Consider the following 23,643-nt stretch of genomic DNA (forward strand, 5'->3'; position numbering starts at 1 on the left):
ATGAGTAGTCATCCAGCGCCATCCGCGCTGCGCAACGGCGACGCCTTATGGGCGGCGCTGTGTGTGCAGTTGCAAGAACAAACCACCGCCCAGCAGTTCAATACCTGGCTGCGCCCCCTTCGTGGCGAGTTGCATGGCAACGAGTTGCACCTTTTCGCACCCAATACATTCGTCATGGAATGGGTGCGGGAAAGGCTGATAGACCTACTGGAAGCAGTGCTCGGCGAGCTTGCACCCGGAATGATGCTTCGCTTGGAGCTCAGCACCGACGGCGCGGCGGCCCTAGCCCCGGTAGTAGCGGCTACTCCAGCCACTACTTCAATCACCGATCCTCGCAATGGCAACCGGCTCAACCCGGGCTTTTCCTTCAAGTCCTACGTCGCCGGCAAATCCAATCAATTGGCCGTGGCAGCGGCCCTGCAGGTCGCCAAAAATCCGGGAAAATCCTACAACCCTCTGTATATCTATGGCGGCGTTGGACTGGGCAAAACGCATCTCATGCAGGCAGTAGGAAATGCCATTCTCCAACGCGATGCCAATGCCAAGGTGCTCTACGTTACTTCCGAAGGCTTCATCATGGACATGGTGCGCTCCCTGCAACACAACACCATCAATGATTTCAAGCAGCGCTACCGCAAACTGGATGCCCTGCTCATCGACGACATCCAGTTTTTTGCGGGCAAGGATCGTACCCAGGAAGAGTTTTTTCACACCTTCAACGCCCTCTTTGACGGCGGTCGGCAGATTATTATCACCTGCGACCGCTACCCCAAAGAGGTGGACCGCCTGGAAGAGCGCCTGCAATCGCGCTTTGGCTGGGGGCTGACGGTCGCCATCCAGCCCCATGATCTCGAAACGCGCATGGCCATTGTCCTCTGCAAAGCGGAAGAAAGCGGCATCGATCTGCCTGAAGAAGTAGCCTTTTTCATCGCCGAAAAAATCCGCTCCCATGTCCGCGAATTGGAAGGGGCACTGCGTCGGATCATCGCCCATGTCAACTTCACCCACAAGCCTTATAACCTGGATACCGCCCGGGAGGCTCTGCGTGACCTGATCGACGTGCAAAAGCGCATGGTCAGCCTCGACAACATCCAGAAAGTCGTGGCCGAGTATTTTCATATTCGCGGCTCCGACATGCAGTCCAAACGGCGCAGTCGCAACATCGCCCGGCCACGCCAGGTAGCCATGTGCCTGACCAAGGAACTTACCAACCATAGCCTGCCGGAAATCGGCGAGGCCTTCGGCGGACGCGATCATACCACCGTCCTCCACGCCTGCCGCCAGATCGATAAATTACGTCAGGAAGACACCCAGATGGATGAAGATTACCGCAATCTGCTACGGATTCTCGGCGCATGATCCAGCACTCACACAAGCTGTGGATAAGGCCCTGTATAACCTCTGTGCCGACTCTGTATAAAAAAGAGGGCCCTTTTTTATCCCCAAGCATACCGGCTTATCCACAGCTTGCCGACAGCTTGTCAAAGCCCATTAGGCTATCCAGAGTAATGGGTTATAGCACGTTTCCACAGGCTACTCGGCCATTAATAATAGTAGTAGTTAAAAGGAAAAATATAAATTATATATATAAAGCGGCCCGATCAGCCCCTTTTCAGACCTGGCACTCAAGGAGCAAACCCTGATGAAAATCACCATAGATCGCGAAGATCTCCTGCCTATTCTGGCGAATATGGCAAACATTGCCGACCGGCGACCGGTACAGCCCATTCTTGCCCATGTCCTCATCGAAGCCGCAGGGCAACATTGCCGCTTCGTCGCCACGGATCTGGAAGTACAGCTTTCCGCCGACTTGGACCATCCGGTAGATGTTCCTGGCACCTGTGCTGTGCCCGCTCGCAAGCTCTATGATATCTGCCGTGCTTTACCCGAACACACCCCCATAGAATTTCATAAAGACGGGGAAAAGCTGCTCCTAAAAGCTGCTAAAAGTCGCTTCACCCTGCATGTGTTGCCCGCCGATCAATTTCCGTATCTCAGTACTCACAGCAGTCGTTGTCAGGGTAACTGCAATGCCAAAGCCTTTCGCGAAGCGCTTGCCGTCACCGCTAACACCATGGCACAGAATGACGCACGGCTCTTTCTGAACGGCGTCCTCATCGAGGTCGAAGGCCAGGAACTGCGTCTCGTAGCCACAGACGGTCATCGCCTGGCCATGATGACCCTGCCTTTTGCCAACAACCTGGAAAGCGGGAGCTACCAGGCTATTCTTCCGCGCAAAGCCGTTCTTGAACTGCTGCGGATTCTTGATGATGGCGATATCGCATTGGAGATGTCGGACACCGGCTTTCTGCTCAACGATGGCACGCAACAATTCGCCTGCAAACTCATCGACGCCAAATATCCCGATTACCGGCGAGTGATTCCCCAAGGACATCCTCGCTTCGCCATACTCGACCGTCAGACCTTCAAAAGTGCCTTGCAACAAAGTGATGTCCTGGTTAGCGACCGTAATCCGACCACCCATTTACACCTCAGCAACAACCAGATGACCCTGCGCAGTTGCAATGAGGAGCAGGAAGAAGGCGAGATCCAAATCCTTGTTGAATATCAGAATGACACTCTGGATATTGCTTTCAACAGTCGTTATCTCACGGATACCACCCAGATATTCGCCCAGGAAAGTTTGCGGATGCGCGTCAAGGATAGCGACAGCAGCGCAGTTTTTACTCCGATAGATGGAGATAATCCCCTGTATATCATTATGCCTGTCCGTCTCTGAGATGCCCCTAGAGGCTCTGCATATCCAATCGGTGCGTTGCATAGAAACCCTGGATCTGAAAGCGGATCAGCAATGGAACTGGCTGATCGGTGCCAATGGTGCCGGAAAAAGCTCCGTGCTGGAGGCCATCCATATTCTCGGCACGGGGCAAACCTGGCGACGCAATCCCCGCCATGTTCAGCGGGAGGATGACAACGAATATCTGGTCAGCGCCCACCTACCCGATCATTTTCTCGCCTTGCGTCGGCGTGGCGAGACGCGGGAAATACGCTATGATGGCGAATCGCTCGGTTCAGCCTGGATGCTGCTCGACATTCTGCCACTACAAAGCCTGCACGATGACAACAGCCATTTTGTTGCGGGAACGGCGGAAGACCGCCGACGTGTACTGGACTGGGGCATTTATTACGCAGATCGCTACTATGGCACGGTGTTTCGCCAGTACCGGCGGGCTTTGCAACAGCGCAACGCCTGGCTGAAAAGCGGTTATGGTCAGCAACCCTGGGATGATGGCGTCATTGCCGCCGGTGAAGAAATCCAGCAGCGGCGGCAAACGCATCTGGCCACGGTGCAGCCTGAAGTTGTCACCCTCTGGGAACGCTGGTCCGGGTCACTTTCCGGACTCAGCCTGCATCTGCACAGTGGCTGGAAAGAGGGCTTGGCCTTAAGCGACTGCCTGCAGCGGGATCAGGAACAGGATCGCGAAATGGGTTATACCCACAGCGGCCCGCACCGTGCCAATCTGGCGTTTCGGGTGCGCGGCAAAGCGGCACTGGATATCCTTTCACGCGGCCAGTTGCGGGTATTGGGTCTGGCCTATCGCCTGGCGCAGGTGAAAATCCTGAAGCAGGCAGGCCTGCCCCTGCCGACCATACTGATTGACGATTTTGCGGCGGAGCTCGATGCTTCAGCGCGAGATTGGTGGGTGAAAGAACTTGATCTGCTGGGTGTGCAGGTCTTTGCTGCCGTCACCGCGGCTGGGCAGATTCCGGCGGCGGTGAGTTGTGGTGGTCATTTTTGTCTGGCAGCAGGCCAGCTTGAGAAGGAAACAGCATCATGACGGGAATATACGATTCTACCAGTATTCAGGTGTTGAAAGGGCTGGAAGCAGTACGCAAACGCCCCGGCATGTATATCGGTGATACCGATGATGGCAGCGGTCTGCACCACATGGTTTTTGAAGTGGTGGACAATGCCATCGACGAGGCGCTCGGTGGTTATTGCGACGCCATCGTTGTTACCCTCCATGATGATGAATCGGTCAGCGTCAGCGATAACGGGCGCGGCATTCCGGTCGACATTCACGCCGAAGAGGGGCGTTCTGCTGTCGAAGTCATCATGACCGTACTGCATGCCGGTGGTAAGTTTGATGACAATGCCTACAAGGTCTCCGGCGGTCTGCACGGCGTCGGTGTCTCGGTCGTGAATGCGCTTTCAGAAATGCTTCAGTTGCGTATATTCCGCGATGGCTATGTCTGGACCCAGGAATATCATGACGGCGAACCCCAGGCACCGGTTGCGCGTGGCGAGGCGTCACGCAAACATGGCAGTATCATCCGCTTCAAACCTTCGCCCCAGGTTTTTGCCGATACCCATTTTCACTTCGAGATTATCGCAAAACGTTTGCGCGAACTGGCTTTTCTCAATTCCGGTGTGCACATCACCCTGCTGGATGAACGGGGCGGACGGGAAGAAATTTTCCATTATGAAGGCGGTATCCGCGCCTTTGTGGAGCATCTCAACCGCAGCAAAACCGCCATTCATCCCAGTGTGATCACCCTCACCGGCGAGCGCGACGGTATTGTCGTTGAAGCCGCCCTGCAATGGAATGAAGGCTATAACGAGGCGGTGCTCTGCTTCACCAACAATATTCCCCAGGCCGATGGGGGCACGCATCTGGCGGGCTTTCGTGGTGCGCTGACCCGTACGCTGAATCAATATATGGAACGGGAAGGCATCATCGCCAAGGCTAAGGTGGTGGTGAGTGGCGAAGATACGCGTGAAGGCCTGACAGCGGTGCTTTCCGTCAAGGTACCGGACCCCAAATTTTCTTCGCAGACCAAGGAAAAGCTGGTTTCCAGCGAGGTCAAACCGATCGTAGAGTCCTCCATGTCCGAGGCATTGACGATATTTTTGGATGAGCACCCCAAAGAGGCGCAGGCCATTGCTGCCAAAATTGTCGAAGCGGCACGGGCGCGGGAAGCCGCTCGCCGGGCACGGGAGCTGACGCGCCGCAAGGGTGCGCTGGATATTGCCAACCTCCCCGGCAAGCTGGCCGACTGCCAGGAGAAAGATCCGGCCAAGTGCGAAATTTATCTGGTGGAGGGCGATTCTGCCGGCGGCTCTGCCAAACAGGGCCGTGATCGTCGGCATCAGGCGATTCTGCCCCTGAAGGGTAAAATTCTCAATGTGGAACGGGCGCGGTTTGACAAAATGCTCTCGTCGGATGAGATCGGTACTCTCATTACGGCCCTGGGTACCGGTATTGGGGCTGGGGATTTTGATGTGGCCAAGCTGCGTTATCACCGCGTCATTATCATGACCGATGCGGATGTCGACGGCAGCCATATCCGCACCCTGCTGCTGACCTTCTTCTACCGGCAGATGCCCGAACTGGTGGCGCGCGGCCATATTTATATCGCCCAGCCACCTCTCTACAAGGTCAAGAAAGGCAAGGATGAGCGCTACATCAAGGACGACACCGAACTGGCCGCCTACCTGCGCGAAATTGCTATGCAGGGCGCCCAATTCCGTCCTGCGGTGGATGCTGAGCCGGTAACTGAAGAGCAACTGGCCGGCATGATGCGTCAATACCAGAATATCGAGGCTTTGGTGCAGCGCCTGGAGCGGCGCTATCCCGGTACCCTGCTCTGGGCCATGGCTACGTTGCCGCCTGTCGTTACGGAGTCGGCGGATAGCGCCACCTGGGACGATTTTGCGGAACAACTCCGCGCGGCATTGGAGATCAACGCCCTGCCCGCCGAACATTATACGGTGGAGCGGGTGGGCGAAGCAGAGGCTTTGCGCCTGGTGGTTCGCCGTGAACATCACGGCAGTCAGGAAGTACGTTTCTTTGATCAGGATTTCTTTGCCGGTGGTGAATACCGGCATCTGGCCGATTATGCACGGGTGATTGAAGGTAATATCCACCTGGGTGCGCGTATGGAACGCGGCGAGCGAGGGCTTACCGTCAGCCGTTTCCGTGCGGCTATGGACTGGCTTCTGGCTGATGCCCGTCGGGGTATCGAGATTCAGCGCTACAAGGGTCTGGGTGAAATGAATCCGGAACAGCTTTGGGAGACCACTATGAACGCCGAAAACCGGCGTCTGGTGCGGGTGGATGTGGAAGACTCCATCGCTGCCGACGAGGTCTTTTCCATGCTCATGGGCGATGCCGTGGAACCGCGTCGCCGCTTTATTGAGGAAAATGCACGTTTCGTATCGCGACTCGATATCTGATTACGCGGCAACATGCTGATCAAAACGCAGGGGTATGGGCCAATGGATGATTTCCATGCGCCCGTCGGTATGTTCGACCAGTGCGGTACAGCTCTCGACCCAGTCGCCATCGTTGTAATAGAGGATGCCATCGATGGTTTTTTGCTCGGCATGGTGGATATGGCCGCAGATCACGCCAGCGTAACCGCGGCGTGAGGTTTCTTCGGCCAGCAGGTGTTCGTAGTCGTTGATAAACTGTACCGCTTTTTTTACCCGGTACTTGATGTAAGCACTCAGGGACCAGTGGCGACGCAGGCCCAGGCGCCGGAACGCACTTTGCAGCAGCCGGTTGCTCCAGAGCAACAGGGTATAGCCATGATCGCCCATACGAATGAGCCAGGTGGCATAGCGCATGGCGGCATCAAACTGATCACCATGGATGACCCAGAGCTTTTTGCCATCGGCGGTCTCATGGACAGCTTCCCGGAGGATGGCAATGTCGCCAAGGGCAAGGGCGTTGCCCTGGTTTTGCACATAGTCGGAGAGTAATTCGTAGACGGGATCATGGTTGCCGCAGACATAACGTACTATTACCCCGGAGCGGGCCAGACGGAGCACCTTCTGGACCACCGTATTATGGCTGCGCGGCCAGTACCAGCGCACTTTGAGGCGCCACAGATCGATGATGTCGCCGACCAGATAGAGCTGCTGGCAGGAGTTGTGGCGCAGGAAGTCCAAAAGGCTCTCCGCCTGACAGCCGCGGGTGCCGAGATGGACATCCGATAGAAATATGCTGCGATAATGGGCCATAGGGCCATCCTGAAAAGGTGACAGAACCCTATATTGCCAGCAAAATATGACAGTTTGATGAAAGCTGGTCGCCGTATAGCCGCCGGTATGACTCTGGAGATCATGGTGCTTAACCCATTTAACTTTGAATACAAAGAACTTTTTACTGATGAAGGGCTTGGGCGTTTGGATGGGGAATTTCTTTGGTCCCTGGCGGAAAAGGACAAAACCCTGGCGGAAAACTTGCAGATCTACCGTGCGGCAGGAGATCAGCCTACCGACAAGGCCCGGAGTGAGTTTTTATTACGGCTTGCGCCGCATCTTGAACGGTTTATCGCCCGGCTTTTTTGTCTGGAGCCGGAGGTGGCTGCGTTACAGGCCCGGACCCGCAGCCATGATGTGGTCATGGACTTCAAAAAGCACTTTGTGCTGCGCCGCGCGCGCCGTTACCGCGGTGAATTTTCCGAATCTTTTGCCGATCTCGATCACTGGCTGGATGCAGAAATCCAGCAGCGCTGCTGGCCGCAGGAGGATCGCGAATGGGCGGTTGCCCGGCTGGGTGAAGAATGGCTTACGGATGAAGTGGCGCATGCCGAGGCCATTCACCGTCTGACGCAGTGGTGTGCCCTTATCCTCACCGACCCACAGGCCGGTCTGGCGGTGCCGGGTTGGTCGAGTTTCCGTCTGCCGCAACGCGTGGATCACGAAGCCCTGGTGCCGCTGCAGCGGTGCGATGATCTCCCGGGTGCGCCTTTTGTCTCTCCGCAAGGCACCTTGCGGCGTCGTGACAGTTTCCATCTCACGGATCAGCGGATGGACCTGCGCGGGGTCCAGAGCGAAGTGCATTATTGTCTGTATTGCCATGATCATGATGGGGATTTCTGCTCCAAGGGCTTTCCGGAGAAGAAAGGGGTGCCGGAACTGGGTCTCAAGGTGGACCCGCTGGGCGTGACCCTGACCGGCTGTCCCCTGGAAGAAAAGATCTCGGAAATGCAGCTCCTCAAGCGCGATGGCCTCAACATTGCCGCACTCGCCATGGTGATGGTGGACAATCCCATGGTCCCCGCCACCGGGCATCGTATCTGTAACGACTGCATGAAGGCTTGTATTTACCAGAAGCAGGATCCGGTGAATATTCCGCAGGTGGAGACCCGGGTCCTCACCGATGTGCTGAACCTCCCTGGGGGTCGAGATTTATGATCTGCTGACCCGCTGGAATCCGCTGCGGCACACCCAATATCTGGCGCAGCCTTATAATGGGCGGAAGGTGCTGGTCGCGGGTATGGGTCCGGCGGGCTTCACCATGGCCCATCATCTCTTGCAGGAAGGCTGTGCGGTCGTGGGGATCGATGGCCTGAAAATCGAACCCCTTCCCGCGCCGTGGCTGGAGGAGCCCATTCGCGACTGGAGCAGTCTGCAGGAGGATCTCGATGAGCGCATTCTGCTCGGTTTTGGTGGGGTGGCCGAATATGGCATTACCGTCCGTTGGGACAAGAATTTCCTCAAACTGATTTATCTGACCCTGGTGCGACGCCCGCATTTTCAGATTTTCGGTGGTGTGCGCTTGGGCGGTACCGTCACCCTTGAGAATGCCTGGGAACTGGGTTTTGATCATGTCTGTATTGCCACGGGCGCGGGCTTGCCGCGGGTGGTGCCCATGGGCGAGAGTCTGGCGCGCGGGATGCGCCAGGCCAGTGATTTCCTGATGGCCTTGCAGCTGACCGGGGCGGGCAAGCAGTCCAGCCTGGCTAACCTGCAGGTGCGCCTGCCGGCGGTGGTGATTGGCGGTGGTCTGACGGCGGTGGATACGGCGACTGAGGTGCAGGCCTATTATGTGCGGCAGGTGGAGAAGGTGCTGGCGCGCTATGAGCAGATGGCGGCGCGCTCCGGCGAAGAAAAGCTCCGCGCCGGGCTGTCTGCGGAAGATACCGAGATTCTGGAAGAGTTCCTGACCCATGGCCGGGCGGTGCGCGCGGAACGCGAGCGGGCAGCAACTGCAGGTGAAGCACCCAACTTCGTGCCGCTGATCCATGCCTGGGGCGGCGTGACCCTGGCGTATCGCAAAGGCATGCGGCAGTCGCCCGCCTATACGCGCAACCATGAGGAGCTCATCAAGGCCATGGAAGAGGGCCTGTACTATGGCGAAGGTCTTGATCCACTGCGGGCTGAACTGGATAGCTATGGGCATATCGCGCACATGGTCTTCCGCCGGATGCGCGAGGTGGAAGGGCGCTGGCTGGCCAGTGATCAGGATTTGCGGCTGCCCGCACGTGCCGTCTTTATCGCCGCCGGTACCGTCCCCAATACCATCTATGAACGGGAATATCCGGGGACTTTCCAACTGGATGGGGACCATTTCCAGACCCATGTGGCCCACGCTAACGGGCCGTTGCAGGCGGTGCAGGTGGCTGAACATTGCAAGGCGCCGGAGGCCGGTCCCTTTACGTCCTATGGTGACCACAGCGGGCATCGGATCAGTTTTATTGGGGATACGCATCCGGTGTTTCATGGCAGTGTGGTCAAGGCCATCGCTTCGGCCAAGGCGACGTATCCGCAGGTCATGCACGCTTTGGGGACCTTGGCGGCGGCCAGTGATTTGGATGTGCAGCGTTTTCAGGAGCGCCTGCAGCATCTGCTGAGCATGCGGGTACTGCGGATGGATCGCAGCAATCCCGCCGTCACCGAGCTGTGGGTGGAGGCCCCGCTGGCGGCCCGCAATTTCCGGCCGGGTCAGTTTTTCCGCTTGCAGACCTTCGAGAGTCACAGCCCGATCGTGGACGGCACCCGTTTGCAGATTCCGGTGCTGACGGTCAGCGGTGCGGGGGGTGGAAGGCGACGCGGTGCGCCTTTTGATCCTGCAGTGGGGCACCGGGCCGCGCCTGGTGGGTCGTTTGCAGCCGGGCGATCCCCTGATTCTGATGGGGCCGACTGGCGCCCCCACCGACATCCCCACGGGTAAGACGATTCTGGTGGTCGCCGGACGCTGGGGTGCGGCGGTGATGCTCGATATCGGTCCGGCGTTGCGGGCGGCGGGCAATCGCGTGCTTTATGTGGCGGCCCTGGCGAAAGCCGGTGAACTGGATTATCAGGCGGAGCTGGAAGCCGCTGCGGACCAGATCATCTGGTGTACGGGCAGCGGCCCCTTGATCACCCCCCATCGGCCGCAGGATCTCAGTGTGGAAGCCAGTGACATGGTGGCCCTGCTCTGCGCCTATGGGGCGGGGGATTTGTCCGGACCAGGGGCGCCGGGCGAGCCAGGGATAGCACTGAGCAGTGTGGATCGTCTGATGGTCATGGGTTCCACCGGCTTGCTCAAGGGTTTTCAGCAGGCGCTGAAGGCGGAGCTACGACCTTATTTCCGGGCGGATCTGGAGGCGACGGCGACGGTGGGCAGTCCCATGCAGTGTATGCTCAAAGGGGTGTGCGCCCAGTGTCTGCAATGGCAGATCGATCCGGAGACGGGCCAGCGCACCAAGGCGGTCTTCTCCTGTGCCCAGCAGGATCAGCCCCTGGCTTGGGTCGACCTCGATAACCTCACCGCTCGACAAAGCCAAAATCGTCTGCTGGAAAGGATCTCCAGCCAGTGGCTGGATCATGTCATGAGCGGGGGAGCATGATAAAAGAGTCATATTTTTGATCGAATTCGATTAGCGCCGCGCCCCGGCACCTACATCGACACCATACGGTAACGGTTACGTAATGACTGATGGCACTAAATTCGACAGTTATCCCCGCTGAACGATGAGAACACTCCCGATAATTGGGTTTTTCGTCGTGATGGAGAATCACCTAATTTGAGTGAAGCCGAATTTGGGCCGCTAAGGTAACCTCTTCGGCTGTGGAGTCTATGGGACTCGCTGGTCGCCCTGGCGAAAATTATAGGCGCGATCAGCACGTTTCAGCTCAGCCTGAAGTGAATGGCGCTGTGCTCAATGTTGATCGGGGAACAGGATGTTCAATTCCAGTACCTCATAATCTCCGCGTCGCTCCATGCTCACTTTGATATTTTCCTTGTCTACGGGAATGTATTTGGCGATCACTGCCAGGAGTTCCTCCTGCAACGCGGGCAGGAAGTCGGGGCCATCGGCATCGCGCTCGTGGGCGAGAATCAGCTTCAGGCGATCCTTTGCTACATGGGCAGTTTTCTTGCGGGAGCCGAGGAAGTAATCAAGAAAGGACATGTCAGCCTCCAAAGAGTCGTTTGAAGAACCCCACCTTGACCGGATGAATAAAACGCAAGGGACGCTCTTCGCCGAGGAAGCGGGCGACGACATCCTTATAGGCCTCGGCCACATCGCTGTTTTCCATGTGAATGGCGGGTATGCCCTGATTGGAGGCCTGGAGGATAACTTCGGATTCGGGGATCACCCCCAGCAGGGGGGTACGTAGCAGCTCCTTCACGTCTTCCAGAGAAAGCATTTCCCCATCCTCCACCCGTTTGGGGGAGTAACGGGTCAGCAATAGATGTTCCTTCACCGGTTCTTCGCCCTGCTCCGCGCGCCGTGAGCGGGCCGCTAGAATGCCGAGAATGCGGTCGGAATCCCGCACGGAGGAGACTTCCGGATTGGTGACCACAATGGCTTCATCGGCATGGTAGAGCGCCATGAGTGCCCCCGACTCAATCCCCGCCGGTGAATCGCAGACGATGTAATCGAATTCCTTGCGTAGTTCATCCATAACCGCTGTTACCCCTTCGGTAGTCAGGGCATCTTTGTCGCGGGTTTGGGAGGTGGGCAGCACGTAAAGATTCTCACAGCGCTTATCCTTGATGAGCGCCTGCTGCAGTTTAGCCTCGCCCTGGATGACATTGATGAGATCGTACACAACCCGTCGCTCACAGCCCATGATCAGGTCGAGGTTGCGCAGCCCTACGTCGAAGTCGATAACGACGGTGCGATGGCCGCGCAGGGCGAGGCCGCTGGCAAAGGCGGCACTGGTGGTGGTTTTGCCGACCCCACCCTTTCCAGAAGTGATGACAATGATTTTGGCCACGGTTCTTTTCTCCAAGACTTATAAGGTTAAAGCAGTAATATGCAATTGCTCGTCGCGGCTGTAAATCTGTGCTGCCTTGCCCCAGAGGGGATGATCCGCTTCGAGGGTGCGATATAGACCTGCAACAGAGACCAGCTCTGCTTCCAGGCTCATGCAAAAAATCCGCGCAGCGTCCTGCCCGTTGACGCCGGCCAGAGCGCGACCACGTAAGGGGCCGTACACGTGGATGTTGCCGTCGGCGATGACTTCAGCGCCAGCATTGACGGCAGCCAGACAGACCAGATCGCCGCCACGGGCATAGTTGCGTTGGCCGCTGCGGATTGGGTGATCTATAGTCAGGCCACCCGGACTTATTGGGACGGATTGCGCGGGTGCGGGTGTTTCTGGCTGCGGGGTGGCGTTACGATCCTGGCCCCGTAAAACAGGAAGGTTCAGATCCTGCGCCAATGCCCGATGGCGGGGAGCGGCATTGCGTAAACCGACAGGGAACCAGTTGGCGACGCGCAATACATTCAAGATTTCGGCGAGAGCCAGAGGCGCCTCTTCGGGTATGGCGCTCAGATCCAGGACCACCGGCGCATGGCGATGGAAATCGGCGGCAGCGGCGTGGCGTTGATGCTCTTCGGCGATACGTTGCGCCAAGTGTTGGGGGTTGTTGCTTTCCAGGTGGAGGATGGAGAGGGTGAAAACGCCGCCGGACACGCGTAAAGGCGCGCTGGCTTCCGTGCCGGGGGAGCGGGGGTTAGCCATGTTTCACGTGAAACATCGATGTGCGCGCGTCATGAGCGCCGCAACAAAGGGCGCTTGTCGCCCTTACCATTCCAAGTTTCGGCATCGGGTAATGGTGCCTTCTTGCGGAGGATGACCGGCCAGTTTATGGTGAGTTCGGCATTAATGGCAGTGAAGTCGCGCTGGTCGGCAGGGAGCTCATCGTCGGCGAAAATAGCGTCGGCAGGACACTCGGGTACGCAGGCGGCGCAGTCGATACACTCGTCAGGATCAATGACGAGAAAATTCGGTCCTTCATGAAAGCACTCAACCGGACAGACTTCGGCACAGTCGGTATATTTACACTGGATGCAATTTTCGGTCACGACGTAGGTCATGAGTCGGTGACGTTCTTTACAGAGCGCTTCCGTGGTGCAGGCGTGGCCGCTTCGCTGGCTGATGCGACCGTACTTTTGGACGAGGTGCTTTTCTTTGCCGCCGGGGTCTTGGCTTTGCCTGGTTTTTTTACCACTGCGGCCGTTTTTTCAGCGGTTACGGGCTTTTTGGCAGCAGGCGTTGCCGCTTTCACGGCCGGTTTTCTGGTGCTTTTCGCCGCCGCCTTACGGGCAGGAGCCGCTTTTTTGGCGGGAGGTGCACGCTTTTCGCGGGGCGGTGGCGGGGTGTAGTCAACCAGCATGGCGGCAATTTCCGTATCGCTGGCGTTCACCGGGAAATGAAAGGCGCATTCGCTCTGGGGACAGGCGAGCTGTTCACCGAGGCGCTTGCCGCTTTTTTCGATCATTATCGGCCAAGCGCAACGGGGACAGGCGCGTGCTACCGGGGGTCCCCAAACCGCATAATTGCATTTGGGGTAAGTATTACAGGAGTAGAAGACTTTGCCGTAGCGGCTGCGTTTTTCTACCAGTTCGCCTTCACCGCACTGGGGGCAAGTGACTCCTGAGGATTTAGGCTGGGTTAGGGGCTCGATGTGCTTACATTCGGGATAGCCGCTGCACGAGATAAAGCGGCCATAACGCCCGGTTTTATAGACCAGCGGCTTGCCGCAGTCCGGGCAGTCGCGGCCTACGGGTTCGGCGGGTTCGCGAGGGCCATCCACCGGGCGGGTATAATTACATTCGGGATACCCCGAACAGGCCACAAAACGGCCATGGCGGCCAAGGCGCAGGAACAAGGGTTTGCCACATTGTGGACAGGCTTCATCCAGCGCTTCACTGGTGGCTTCGGTGCGGCTGACGTTGGCTTTTTCATCAAGAAGTGCGCGAAAGGGTCCCCAGAACGCGCTGAGCACCGGCTGCCACTGCTTCTCACCCCGGGAAATGGCGTCCAGTTCATCTTCCATGCTGGCGGTGAAGCCATAATCCACATAGCGCTCGAAATGGTTGGTCAGGAAACGGCCGACCACCCGTCCGAGATCGGTGGGGCGGAAGCGGCGCTGCTCGACAGCGACATATTCGCGGTTCTGCAGGGTCTGAATAATGCTGGCATAGGTGGATGGACGGCCGATGCCATGGGCTTCCAGGGTTTTAACCAGAGTGGCATCGCTGTAACGGGGGGGGGGCTCGGTAAAGTGCTGCTCGGGGTTAATGCCGAGCACCTGTGGTTCATCGCCGGTATTGAGGGGCGGTAGAATGCGGTTGCCCTCGTCCTCGTCACCGTCATCCTTGCCTTCCTGATAGACGGCCATGAAGCCAGGAAAGGTGACGGTGGAACCGTTGGCGCGCAGGGTCCAGTGGGTGCCCGCGTCCATATCGACAGCGACCAGGTCCATACGCGCAGGCGCCATTTGGCAGGCGATGCTGCGCTTCCAGATCAGATCATAAAGGCGCCAGAGGTCGCGTTCGAGCACGCCCTGCAGGGCCTCCGGGGTGCGGGCGATGTCCGTGGGGCGGATGGCTTCGTGGGCTTCCTGGGCGTTTTTGGTTTTGGTCTTGTAGCGGCGCGGAGTTTCGGGGATGAATTCGCCGCCGTAGTGGTCGCCGATAAAGTCGCGGATAGAAGCGATGGCCTCTTCGGCAAGATTGACGGCATCGGTACGCATGTAACTGATAAGGCCTACCGTTTCGTTACCGATATTGATGCCTTCATAGAGCTGCTGGGCGACGCGCATTGTACGGCTGGCGTTAAAGCCGAGCTTGCGCGAGGCCTCCTGCTGCAGGGTGGACGTGGTGAAGGGCGCTGCCGGCTGGCGCTGCCGGCTCTTGCGTTCCACTTCCCGGACCCGTAGCGGTTGGCGGTTGAGATCGTCTTCCATACCGCTGCGGATCGCTGCGGCTTGATCACTTTCCGTAACGTCGAACTGTTCGAGTTTTTTGTCCTGCCAGTGGGTCAGGCGTGCACTGAAATCACTACCGGCCTGCTGCAGGTGACTGGCGATGGTCCAGTATTCGCGGCTGACAAAGGCTTCTATTTCGTTTTCGCGCTCACAGATCAGACGCAGCGCAGCACTTTGTACCCGGCCCGCCGAGAGGCCCGGACGCACCTTGCGCCAGAGCAGCGGCGACAGATTGAAGCCCACCAGATAATCGAGGGCGCGGCGCGCTTGCTGGGCGTTGACCAGGTCCATGGCGATTTCGCGGGGGTTGGCAATGGCTTCCTGCACGGCTTTTTTGGTGATTTCGTGGAAGACGACGCGTTGCGTGGGCATGTTGCCGAGCAGGTGACGCTCGCGCAGCAGCTCCACCAGATGCCAGGAGATAGCTTCGCCTTCGCGATCCGGGTCGGTGGCGAGCCAAAGTTTTTCGGCGCCGCGCAGGGCCTTGGTGATGGCGTCCACATGGCGCTCGTTGCGCTCGATGGCAGCGTAGCGCATGGCGAAATCATGTTCGGTATCTACAGCACCCTCTTTGGGCTGCAAATCGCGTACATGGCCGTAGGAGGCCAGCACTTGAAAGTCATCCCCCAGATACTTCTGGATGGTTTTGGCTTTAGCCGGTGATTCAACGATAACGAGCTGATATGCCATGGGTCAGTGAAGAATCCGTGCGCCGTCGGCGCCCAGTAAGGCATCGACCCAGAAGGCCTCCGGGCCGGGATCATTGGCCATCACCATAAAAGTCACCCAGTCGAGTGTTTCCAGATCGGTATCGTCCAGACCAAGGGCAAGCAGGCGATCGATAATGCGTTCACGCATGGCGCCGTTAATGACGCCAAGCCGCTCCCAGTCATGGAGCTGCCCGCGGGCAGCCACAGAAAGATTTTGCTGTTCGTAGGGATGGTAGGCGCGCAGTGAACGGGGGTTGGTGTCCTCTTGCGCTTCTACCGCGAAGCCTTCCATCCAGTCGAGGGCGCGCTGAATATCGTCGTCCGGAAAACCGACGGCGCGCAAACGCTCTTCTACCATCTCGTCGTCTTCGTCGTCGAGATGGTCGAGCAAATAACTAATGATGTCGATGACGTCTTCCATACCGTGGCCTTAGGAAGCCGGTGGGAGGCGACAGAAACGACCGCCGGGACAGGCCGCGAGGTAACCTTGTAATTCCATGTCCAAGAGGATGGCCGAAAGCTCGGTCAGCGTCAATCCGCAGCGGCTGGCGATCTGTTCCGGGGCGAGAGGGTCGAAATCCATGGCGGCCCAAACTTTAGCTTGTGTTGAATCTTCCGGCCGCCAGTCTGCTGCGGGTGCGGCGGCCTGACTGCTGCGCAGCACGGCGTACAGCGGGCCGAGTTCGCTGAGGACGTCTTCGGCACTTTCGACCAGTTTGGCACCGTCGCGGATGAGACGGTGCGGGCCGCGCGACAACGGTGAGTGGATGGAGCCGGGGATAGCAAAGACTTCACGGCCCTGCTCCAGCGCCAGCCGTGCGGTAATCAGCGAACCGCTGCCGTCAGCCGCTTCGACCACCAGCACGCCAAGACTGAGGCCGCTGATGATGCGGTTGCGGCGGGGGAATAGACCACTGCGTGGACCGGTATCGGGGGGCTGTTCGCTGATGATAAGGCCCTGTTCGGTAATCTGACGGGCGAGTTGCAGGTGACTGCGCGGGTAGATAAGGTCGGCACCGGTACCAAGTACGGCGACGGTGCCGCTGTGAAGGGCACCGCGATGGGCGGCGGCATCAATACCGAGGGCCAGGCCGCTACAGATGGTAAGACCCGCTTCACCCAGGTTTTTGGCAAAGGCTTCGGCGGTGGCGATGCCGGTAGTCGTGGCGCTGCGGCTGCCGACGATAGCCAGCATGGCCTGATTCAGACCGGCGCGCTGTCCGCGTAAATAGAGCAGCAGGGGCGGGTCAGGGATATGGCGCAACAGGGGCGGGTAATCGGCATCGGTCCAGCGGCAGAGGTCGGTGTCGGGACTTTCCAGCCAGCGCTGGTCTGCCGGCGTGAGAATGTCCTCGGGCGCCTTCTGCAAGGCGGCGATTTGTCCCGTTTGCAGGCCGAGGTTCTGCAAGGCTCCGGCCCCGGTTTGAAAGCAGCGCTCTACCGCACCAAAGCGTTCGAGCAGGGCACGTTGGCGAAGCGGACCGAGGCCGGGGATACGGCTGAGGGCGAGCCAGGCCCGGTCTGTCACTCGTTTCCTGCAGCGCTGTCGCTGGCTGTTACAGGGCCCGGGCTGGCCAGCTTGTCACCCACTAAGATGCCACGTGTTGCCCTGGTAATCACAGCGTAGGAGACCGTGGGAAATACCCGAAACACCATCACTTCGCCCACTTTCTGCGGCGGCAGAGCGAAGGATTTGCCGGTCACGGCATTTTTCGTATCTCCCCTGGCCCTTTCAATCCGCAGCAGATTCCCATCGCTCAATCCAGCTTCCCGGCCTTGATCCACGATAACGACCTGACCCACCAGGAGTTCCGGGTAGTCACTCATTTTGGCGATGATCTGAGCGCTTACCGGGTGGGCGGGCGCGCTGGGGAAATAACGAGGTATTTTGGCGCTCGCTTCGGGGATCAGACGATCGCCCAGCGAGATTTCCCTGCGGGCATTGGCAATCTCGACAGCTGCGTGGGAACTGTTACTGCGTACGATGATGCTGCCCAGGTCGTAGAGCGCATAACCAAGTGGCTTCTCGACACCGGGACGGTGCAGTTCCGGCCCAAGAGCGACGATACCGTAGCGGGTACCCACCGGAACCCGTTTCAGACCGGAAGCATACAGCTTGTCGCCCACGGTGTAGGCGATCCGGCCGCTGTTGGCACCGGCCGCCAGATAAGGTAATGCATCATAAGCTTTTTTGCTGGCGATAACCCCCGGCGTACCGAGGAAGGGCATCACCTCGCCGGTAGCCACGGTGGGTAAGGGCTCTACCATCATCGGTGGATGCAGTTCGACGACCGAAGAACCTCCTGCATGAGAACCATAAGATCTTTCTACCCGAAGTTCCGGCCGACCGTTGGCCCCGTGGCTGAGCACGATGCGATCACCGGGATAAATGAGATTAGGATTATGGATGTAGGGATTCTTATGCCAGATCTGTGGCCATTGCCAGGGATGCCGCAAGAAATGTGCGGCGATTCCCCAGAGGGTATCTCCGGATTTGACGGTGTAACTTTGTTCAGTGCGCAGCCCTATGCCGGACGGCGCAGCCTGCGCCATTACCGGGGCCATGGCGCTGAGGCCGAGACAAAATAGGGTGTTGCGCCAGATGTACTTCTGCATGAATGATCTCCTCCGGACTTCCGCAGGGAATAGTATTAGTTCAAGATACGATTTTTGCCGGATGGTAATAATTGGTGACGAAATGCCCCTCTTGAAAATACTTGAGTTTCCCGATGCCCGCCTCAAGAGCATGGCCCAGCCCATAGCCCGGGTGGACAAACAAATTCAGCAACTGGCCGATGACATGGCGGAAACCATGTATGATGCCCCTGGTATCGGTTTAGCTGCACCGCAAGTGGCCGCCGGACATCGTCTGATTGTCGTGGATGTTTCAGAAAATCGCAATGATCTGCTGACCTTGGTGAATCCGGAAATTATTGCGAGCACGGGTGAAGAAGAGATGAAGGAAGGCTGTTTGTCGGTACCCGGTGTACTGGAGATGGTGCGGCGTGCCGAAAAAGTGACGGTGCGCGCGACCACGGTGCAGGGCAGGACCATTGAATTGGAGGCCGACGGGTTGCTGGCGGTTTGCCTGCAACATGAGATCGACCATCTCAACGGTACCCTTTTGGTGGATCATCTGTCCCGCCTCAAGCAAAACCTGATTCGTCGTAAGGCGGACAAAAGGGTGCGGCTCGGTGACTAGAAAACAGCGCATTGTTTTTGCCGGGACGCCGGAGTTCGCACGTATCATTCTGGCCGAATTGCTGCGCGGTCCGGAAGAAGTCGTCGGGATATTGACTCAGCCGGATCGCCCGGCGGGCCGGGGGCGGGCATTGCAGACCAGCCCGGTAAAGCAGGAGGCCTTGGCTGCCGGCATTCCCGTTTTTCAGCCGGAATCTTGCAAGACGGGGGAGGCTCTGGACTTGCTCCGCAGCCTGGCGCCGGATTTGCTGATTGTTGTGGCCTATGGACAGATTTTGCCGCAGGCGGTTCTTGACCTGCCGACGCGCGGCGCCATCAATGTCCACGCCAGTCTCCTGCCTGCCTGGCGCGGCGCGGCGCCCATTGCCCGGGCCATTGCGGCGGGTGACAAAGAAAGCGGTGTCGCCATCATGCAGATGGAAGCCGGGCTCGACTCCGGTCCGGTGCTGTGGGCGGAGCGCGTGCCCATTGCACCCGATGACACGGCAGCCAGCCTCCATGACCGTTTGGCGCGATTGGGCGGCGTTGCCTTGCGCCGGGCTCTGGACGGGCTTTGGGCGAATCGGCTCAAACCCGGACCCCAGGACCCCGCCCTGGCGACCTATGCCCGCAAGCTGAAGAAAGAAGAGGCACGCCTCGACTGGCAACTCCCCGCGGCGACGCTGGAGCGTCTGGTGCGGGCTTTCAACCCCAGCCCTGTCGCGCATACCCTTTTCCGCGACAAAGGCTTGCGGGTCTGGCAGACGCAGATACTGGCTGTCCGGGGCGAGCAGGCGCCCGGCACCATCAGTGCCGTGGAAAAAGACGGGGTAGTGGTGACCTGTGGCGAGGATCAATTGCAGTTGCTGGCGGTGCAACCCGCAGGCAAGGGTGTGCTCAGCGGCAGTGATTTCGCCCGCGGTTATCGTCCGCAAATCGGTGAAGTACTGGGATGAAGGAAACGCGGCCAGAAACTGAACGGGGGAGAAGCACAGCGGGTGTGGCGATGCGCAAGGCGGCCATCGGCGTGTTGCAGGGCGTGGATAGTGGGCAGACGGTGGATGCTGCCCTGTTGCCGGTATCGTTGACAGGTGCTGATCGTGCGACCATGCAATGGCTGGTTCTGGGCACTCTGCGCGAGTACCTGCCCGTGCAGGTCCTGGCCGCAAAACTGCTGCGCAAAGACTGGCGCGAGGAAGATACCGACTTACGCTTCCTGCTCAGTTTGGCGCTTTTTGAGTTGCGCCATGGGCAACGGCCTGCCTTCGCCGTAGTCAATGATTGGGTTGCGATGACGGAGGCACTGAAAAAGCCCTGGGCGCGCGGCCTGATAAATGCCGTTCTGCGTCGTTATCTGCGTGAGCGGGAGGTTTTGGATGGGGCACTGGTCGATCGCGATCTCGGGCATCCGGCCTGGCTGGCGGCGCGCTTACGCGCTGCCTATCCCCAAGACTGGCCCGCCATTGCCGCGGCCAATAACACGGCGCCGCCCCTCTGGCTGCGCGTGAATACGCAACGGGTGGATCCTGACCACTATCGGCAATTGCTGGCAGAACAAGGTCTTGAAGCGAAAGGCGTGGCGTGGAGTGCCGCGGCCTTGTGTTTGCCCGCCAGTGTGCCGGTCGCGACCCTGCCGGGCTGGGATGCCGGCTGGGTGGCAGTGCAGGACGGAGCGGCACAAATGGCCGCCCACATCCTCGCGCCTCAGGAGGGGGAACGGATTCTCGACGCCTGTGCGGCCCCTGGCGGCAAGACGGCCCACCTGTGGGCACTGGGGGCGACGCGCCTGGATGCCCTGGACCGCTCCGCAGAACGCCTGAAACGGGTGCGTGAGACACTGGAAAGACAAGGCGGTACAGTGCATTTGCAGGCGGCCGATGCGGCAGAAACCACCACATGGTGGAATGGCGAGTTCTATGACGCCATCCTCCTGGATGCGCCCTGTACCGGCACCGGGGTAATCCGTCGCCATCCAGATATCCGTCTGCGCCGCCAAATGGATGATGTGACTGCGGCGGTGGTACAGCAGGTGCGCTTGCTGGAGGGTCTGTGGCCCTGTCTGCGCCCCGGCGGTCGGTTGCTCTATGCCACCTGCTCGGTGCTGCCTGAGGAGAACGAGGAACAGATCATCGCCTTTCTCCAGCGGCATCCTGATGCGCACCGTTCTGCGCACCCGCTGACCGGACAACGTCTGCCCGGACAGGACGCGATGGATGGCTTTTACTATGCCTTGCTGGAGAAGGCCGCATGAACCAGAACGACGCGTTGCCTTTGCCTGCCCGCAGGGGCTGGCAACAGCAATTTGTCGTTGTCCTGAGCGGATGTAGCGGTTTTTTGGGCATGCCTGGGATAGCGATGGTGGGTTCGGCGTTTCACGTGAAACATTTGCAGGTGACCCCGCAGGGCGATATCGAGAATCAGCACGGGATGCCCACTTTATACGCGCCCTGGAGTGAGGTCGCCGCGGCACGCGACCAGGTGGCGGTGCGGGTATATATTGATATTTTGGCCTTACCCCTGCCGTTGCGTTTGCGTGCTCTGCTGGGTCACTGGAAACTGGAGTCCCCATGGATCGTCAGCGCGCCCCTTTCGCACTAAGAAACTGGTTGCGCGCCTTGAGTGCCGGCGCCACCCCGGAGCGGCAGCGGGTGGGACCGCGCTGGGGCGCTGGTCTGCTCCTGCTGGCTATCGTCGCCTTTCTGGGGGTTAACTTTTTCACCAGTGCCGGGGGGCCGCTGAGCCACTATTTTGTGCCGATGCTGGTGATTTCCGCAGGAGTCGTCCTCTTTCTGGTCATTCTGGTGCTGGTCTCGGTGGTGGCGCTGCTCTTGCGCCTGCGGCGCGGCGAAGTGGGCAGTCAGTTGGCCACCCGTCTGGTGGTGATTATTACCCTGCTCAGTTTTCTGCCGGCAGCCATCGTCTTCGGTTTTTCCTGGCAATATCTGAATCGGGGCGTGGACTCGTGGTTCAGCAGCGCGGTGCAGAGTGCGTTGGATCAGGCACTGAACGTGGCGAAGGCAGGCGTGGACCGTTACCGTAATTCCACCCTGCTGGCGGCGGAGAGCATCGCTCAGGCCCTGGTGGGGGAGTCTGACAGCAACGCCGTAATCACCGTGATTGCCTTACGCGATCAGTATCATCTGGGCAGTGTCACGCTCTTTTCCGGCGATAACCGGATTATTGCCACCAGCAGCGATAACCTGAGTCTGGCACCGCGCCTGCCGCGCCGGGAAATCCTCGCTATGGAAGAGAACCACCCGACCGCCTCTATTGAGCCGGAGCCCAACGGTGCTTTGCTGGTGAAGGTGCTGATCCCAGTACTGAGTCCGCATCTGGGACAGGGCAGTCATATTCTTTATGTGGAGCAGCCTATCCCCGAGCAGCTGACGCAGGCAGCAGATGCGGTGCAGGTGGCTTATACCCGCTACCACCAGTTGATGCTCATGCGCGAACCGATGAAGACGGCCTTTCAGCTCAGCCTGGCGGTGGCCTTGCTGCTGGCCGTGTTGTCGGCGGTATGGATAGGCTTGCACCTGGCGCGGCGACTGACGGCACCTATCGCACGACTGGCGGCGGGTACCCAGGCGGTGGCACGCGGTGAGTTTATTCCCTTGCAGACGGTGGCGAGTCACGACGAGCTGGGTGTCCTGATACATTCGTTCAACAATATGACCCGACAACTGGCGCGGGCCAAGCAACAGGCGGCGGCGGCGCAGGAGCAGGCGGAGCAGCGGCGGCTGTATCTGGAAACCGTGCTCGGACAGATTTCCAGCGGCATCCTGACCTTTGATGGCGAAAACTATTTGGCCGAGGTCAACGCCGCAGCGACTCATATCCTCCAGGAAGACTTGCCCAGGGGCAGCGCTCTGGATATATTGCACGATGGCACCGCACTGGAGCCTCTGTGGACGCTGGTGGCGGACTGGGTGAAACACCCTCGTAACGGGATGCAAAAAGAGTTGCAGATCGAGCGCTCCGACGGGCCACAGACCATTATCGTGCATGGCGCACACTTTGCGGATGACGCCGGTAGTCGAGGTTTCGTATTGGTTTTTGATGATATCAGTACGCTGGTCGCCGCCCAGCGCAGCGCCGCCTGGAGTGAAGTGGCGCGGCGTCTGGCCCACGAGATCAAGAACCCGCTCACCCCCATTCAGCTCTCCGCCGAGCGGCTGCGGCGCAAATATCTGGAACGCCTTGGCGATGAGGGGGAGACCCTGGATCGTGCCACCCGCACCATCATCCATCAGGTGGATGCCCTCAAGGTGATGGTGGATGCCTTCTCGGAGTACGCCCGGCAGCCGCAACTGGAGTTGCGCCCGCTCAATCTGAACACGCTGATTCTGGACGTGCTCGACCTGTATCGCGGGCAAGAGAATGGCGTGGAGATTCGGACCGAGTTGGGTGCGGACCTGCCCCCCCTGCGTGCGGATGTGCATCGGCTGCGCCAGATCCTCAATAATCTCCTGCGCAACGCCATTGATGCCTTGCAGGGGGATTCAGACCCTCCTGAGGGTAAACATATCCTGATTCGCACCCGCTTGACCGACTCCGATCCGGCAAAGATGCTAGAGTTGAGTGTATTGGATGACGGACCCGGTTTCCCGGCCCAGTTGCTGGCGCGGGTTTTTGAGCCCTATGTCACCAGCAAGGTGAAGGGTTCGGGACTGGGTCTTGCCATCGTCCGGCGTATCGTTGAGGAGCATGGCGGGCAGATTGTTGCGGATAATCAGGGGTTGCATGGCGGAGCACGTATCGTTATTGATTTTCCGTTGGGTTAAAACAAGCATTCA

General features: G+C 59.0%; 18 protein-coding genes and 1 pseudogene. 10 read left to right on the forward strand and 9 right to left on the reverse strand.

Annotated features, from left to right (window positions below):
• From dnaA to gyrB, 4 genes are all read left to right on the forward strand, one after another.
• A complete protein-coding gene (gene dnaA, locus H2515_RS00005) occupies positions 1–1,359 on the forward strand; it encodes a chromosomal replication initiator protein DnaA (protein ID WP_035192039.1) in 1,359 nt (452 codons plus the stop codon).
• A 283-nt stretch (positions 1,360–1,642) separates the two neighbouring features.
• Complete coding sequence (gene dnaN / locus H2515_RS00010; RefSeq protein ID WP_035192041.1) at positions 1,643–2,740, forward strand: DNA polymerase III subunit beta; 1,098 nt, start codon at positions 1,643–1,645, stop codon at positions 2,738–2,740.
• A gap of 1 nt (position 2,741) precedes the next feature.
• Positions 2,742–3,800 (forward strand): DNA replication/repair protein RecF, encoded by a 1,059-nt coding sequence (recF, locus tag H2515_RS00015; RefSeq protein ID WP_198660610.1) that lies wholly within the window; start codon positions 2,742–2,744, stop codon positions 3,798–3,800.
• Complete coding sequence (gene gyrB, locus H2515_RS00020; RefSeq protein ID WP_035192043.1) at positions 3,797–6,199, forward strand: DNA topoisomerase (ATP-hydrolyzing) subunit B; 2,403 nt, start codon at positions 3,797–3,799, stop codon at positions 6,197–6,199. Before recF ends, gyrB begins: the two co-directional genes overlap by 4 nt.
• On the opposite strand, the gene H2515_RS00025 is transcribed toward gyrB, so the two are convergent.
• Entirely contained in the window at positions 6,200–6,988 is a 789-nt protein-coding gene (locus H2515_RS00025; protein WP_065413290.1) for a UDP-2,3-diacylglucosamine diphosphatase, read from the reverse strand. It abuts the gene before it with no gap.
• Positions 6,989–7,075: 87 nt separating this feature from the next.
• On the opposite strand from H2515_RS00025, the pseudogene H2515_RS16410 reads away from it, so the two are divergent.
• Positions 7,076–10,584: pseudogene (locus H2515_RS16410) on the forward strand (FAD-dependent oxidoreductase).
• A gap of 312 nt (positions 10,585–10,896) precedes the next feature.
• Here H2515_RS16410 and minE read toward each other — a convergent pair.
• From minE to H2515_RS00070, 8 genes are read right to left on the reverse strand one after another with little or no spacing between them, the layout of a single operon-like run.
• Entirely contained in the window at positions 10,897–11,148 is a 252-nt protein-coding gene (minE, locus tag H2515_RS00035) for a cell division topological specificity factor MinE (protein ID WP_014027523.1), read from the reverse strand.
• A gap of 1 nt (position 11,149) precedes the next feature.
• Positions 11,150–11,959, reverse strand: coding sequence for a septum site-determining protein MinD (gene minD, locus H2515_RS00040; RefSeq protein ID WP_014027524.1), 810 nt, complete (start codon positions 11,957–11,959; stop codon positions 11,150–11,152).
• Between the two features lie 18 nt (positions 11,960–11,977).
• Complete coding sequence (gene minC / locus H2515_RS00045; protein ID WP_065412507.1) at positions 11,978–12,709, reverse strand: septum site-determining protein MinC; 732 nt, start codon at positions 12,707–12,709, stop codon at positions 11,978–11,980.
• A 29-nt stretch (positions 12,710–12,738) separates the two neighbouring features.
• Positions 12,739–13,065: a ferredoxin FdxA gene (gene fdxA, locus H2515_RS00050; protein ID WP_065412508.1), complete on the reverse strand. Its 327-nt coding sequence runs from the start codon at positions 13,063–13,065 to the stop codon at positions 12,739–12,741.
• A complete protein-coding gene (topA, locus tag H2515_RS00055; protein ID WP_198660611.1) occupies positions 13,062–15,650 on the reverse strand; it encodes a type I DNA topoisomerase in 2,589 nt (862 codons plus the stop codon). Before topA ends, fdxA begins: the two co-directional genes overlap by 4 nt.
• A gap of 3 nt (positions 15,651–15,653) precedes the next feature.
• A complete protein-coding gene (locus H2515_RS00060; RefSeq protein WP_014027528.1) occupies positions 15,654–16,091 on the reverse strand; it encodes a DUF494 domain-containing protein in 438 nt (145 codons plus the stop codon).
• A gap of 9 nt (positions 16,092–16,100) precedes the next feature.
• Entirely contained in the window at positions 16,101–17,198 is a 1,098-nt protein-coding gene (gene dprA / locus H2515_RS00065) for a DNA-processing protein DprA (protein ID WP_198660612.1), read from the reverse strand.
• Positions 17,195–18,286, reverse strand: coding sequence for a LysM peptidoglycan-binding domain-containing protein (locus tag H2515_RS00070; RefSeq protein ID WP_198660613.1), 1,092 nt, complete (start codon positions 18,284–18,286; stop codon positions 17,195–17,197). Before H2515_RS00070 ends, dprA begins: the two co-directional genes overlap by 4 nt.
• Positions 18,287–18,368: 82 nt before the next feature.
• On the opposite strand from H2515_RS00070, the gene def reads away from it, so the two are divergent.
• From def to H2515_RS00095, 5 genes are read left to right on the forward strand one after another with little or no spacing between them, the layout of a single operon-like run.
• Positions 18,369–18,872 (forward strand): peptide deformylase, encoded by a 504-nt coding sequence (gene def / locus H2515_RS00075; protein WP_035192063.1) that lies wholly within the window; start codon positions 18,369–18,371, stop codon positions 18,870–18,872.
• Positions 18,865–19,806, forward strand: coding sequence for a methionyl-tRNA formyltransferase (gene fmt / locus H2515_RS00080; protein ID WP_198660614.1), 942 nt, complete (start codon positions 18,865–18,867; stop codon positions 19,804–19,806). Before def ends, fmt begins: the two co-directional genes overlap by 8 nt.
• Positions 19,803–21,101 carry a 16S rRNA (cytosine(967)-C(5))-methyltransferase RsmB gene (gene rsmB, locus H2515_RS00085; RefSeq protein ID WP_065412493.1) on the forward strand — a complete coding sequence of 433 codons (1,299 nt, stop codon included), beginning with the start codon at positions 19,803–19,805 and terminating at the stop codon, positions 21,099–21,101. The genes fmt and rsmB overlap by 4 nt, the downstream gene beginning before the upstream one ends.
• Complete coding sequence (locus tag H2515_RS00090; RefSeq protein ID WP_198660615.1) at positions 21,098–21,448, forward strand: hypothetical protein; 351 nt, start codon at positions 21,098–21,100, stop codon at positions 21,446–21,448. The genes rsmB and H2515_RS00090 overlap by 4 nt, the downstream gene beginning before the upstream one ends.
• Positions 21,418–23,631, forward strand: coding sequence for a sensor histidine kinase (locus tag H2515_RS00095; RefSeq protein ID WP_065412491.1), 2,214 nt, complete (start codon positions 21,418–21,420; stop codon positions 23,629–23,631). The genes H2515_RS00090 and H2515_RS00095 overlap by 31 nt, the downstream gene beginning before the upstream one ends.
• Positions 23,632–23,643 lie beyond the last annotated feature (12 nt).

The sequence above is a fragment of the Acidithiobacillus ferrivorans genome, assembly GCF_016250455.1.
Classification (GTDB): Bacteria; Pseudomonadota; Gammaproteobacteria; order Acidithiobacillales; family Acidithiobacillaceae; genus Acidithiobacillus; species Acidithiobacillus ferrivorans.

Bases quoted from the DNA above. Each gene is read 5' to 3' on its own strand.
- H2515_RS00025 (WP_065413290.1), bottom strand. From the start codon at position 6,988: ATGGCCCATTATCGCAGCATATTTCTATCGGATGTCCATCTCGGCACC.
- dnaA (WP_035192039.1), top strand. From the start codon at position 1: ATGAGTAGTCATCCAGCGCCATCCGCGCTGCGCAACGGCGACGCCTTA.
- topA (WP_198660611.1), bottom strand. From the start codon at position 15,650: ATGGCATATCAGCTCGTTATCGTTGAATCACCGGCTAAAGCCAAAACC.
- H2515_RS00070 (WP_198660613.1), bottom strand. From the start codon at position 18,286: ATGCAGAAGTACATCTGGCGCAACACCCTATTTTGTCTCGGCCTCAGC.
- H2515_RS00095 (WP_065412491.1), top strand. From the start codon at position 21,418: ATGGATCGTCAGCGCGCCCCTTTCGCACTAAGAAACTGGTTGCGCGCC.
- fdxA (WP_065412508.1), bottom strand. From the start codon at position 13,065: ATGACCTACGTCGTGACCGAAAATTGCATCCAGTGTAAATATACCGAC.
- recF (WP_198660610.1), top strand. From the start codon at position 2,742: ATGCCCCTAGAGGCTCTGCATATCCAATCGGTGCGTTGCATAGAAACC.
- H2515_RS00060 (WP_014027528.1), bottom strand. From the start codon at position 16,091: ATGGAAGACGTCATCGACATCATTAGTTATTTGCTCGACCATCTCGAC.
- dnaN (WP_035192041.1), top strand. From the start codon at position 1,643: ATGAAAATCACCATAGATCGCGAAGATCTCCTGCCTATTCTGGCGAAT.
- rsmB (WP_065412493.1), top strand. From the start codon at position 19,803: ATGAAGGAAACGCGGCCAGAAACTGAACGGGGGAGAAGCACAGCGGGT.
- minE (WP_014027523.1), bottom strand. From the start codon at position 11,148: ATGTCCTTTCTTGATTACTTCCTCGGCTCCCGCAAGAAAACTGCCCAT.
- H2515_RS00090 (WP_198660615.1), top strand. From the start codon at position 21,098: ATGAACCAGAACGACGCGTTGCCTTTGCCTGCCCGCAGGGGCTGGCAA.
- def (WP_035192063.1), top strand. From the start codon at position 18,369: ATGCCCCTCTTGAAAATACTTGAGTTTCCCGATGCCCGCCTCAAGAGC.
- gyrB (WP_035192043.1), top strand. From the start codon at position 3,797: ATGACGGGAATATACGATTCTACCAGTATTCAGGTGTTGAAAGGGCTG.
- minC (WP_065412507.1), bottom strand. From the start codon at position 12,709: ATGGCTAACCCCCGCTCCCCCGGCACGGAAGCCAGCGCGCCTTTACGC.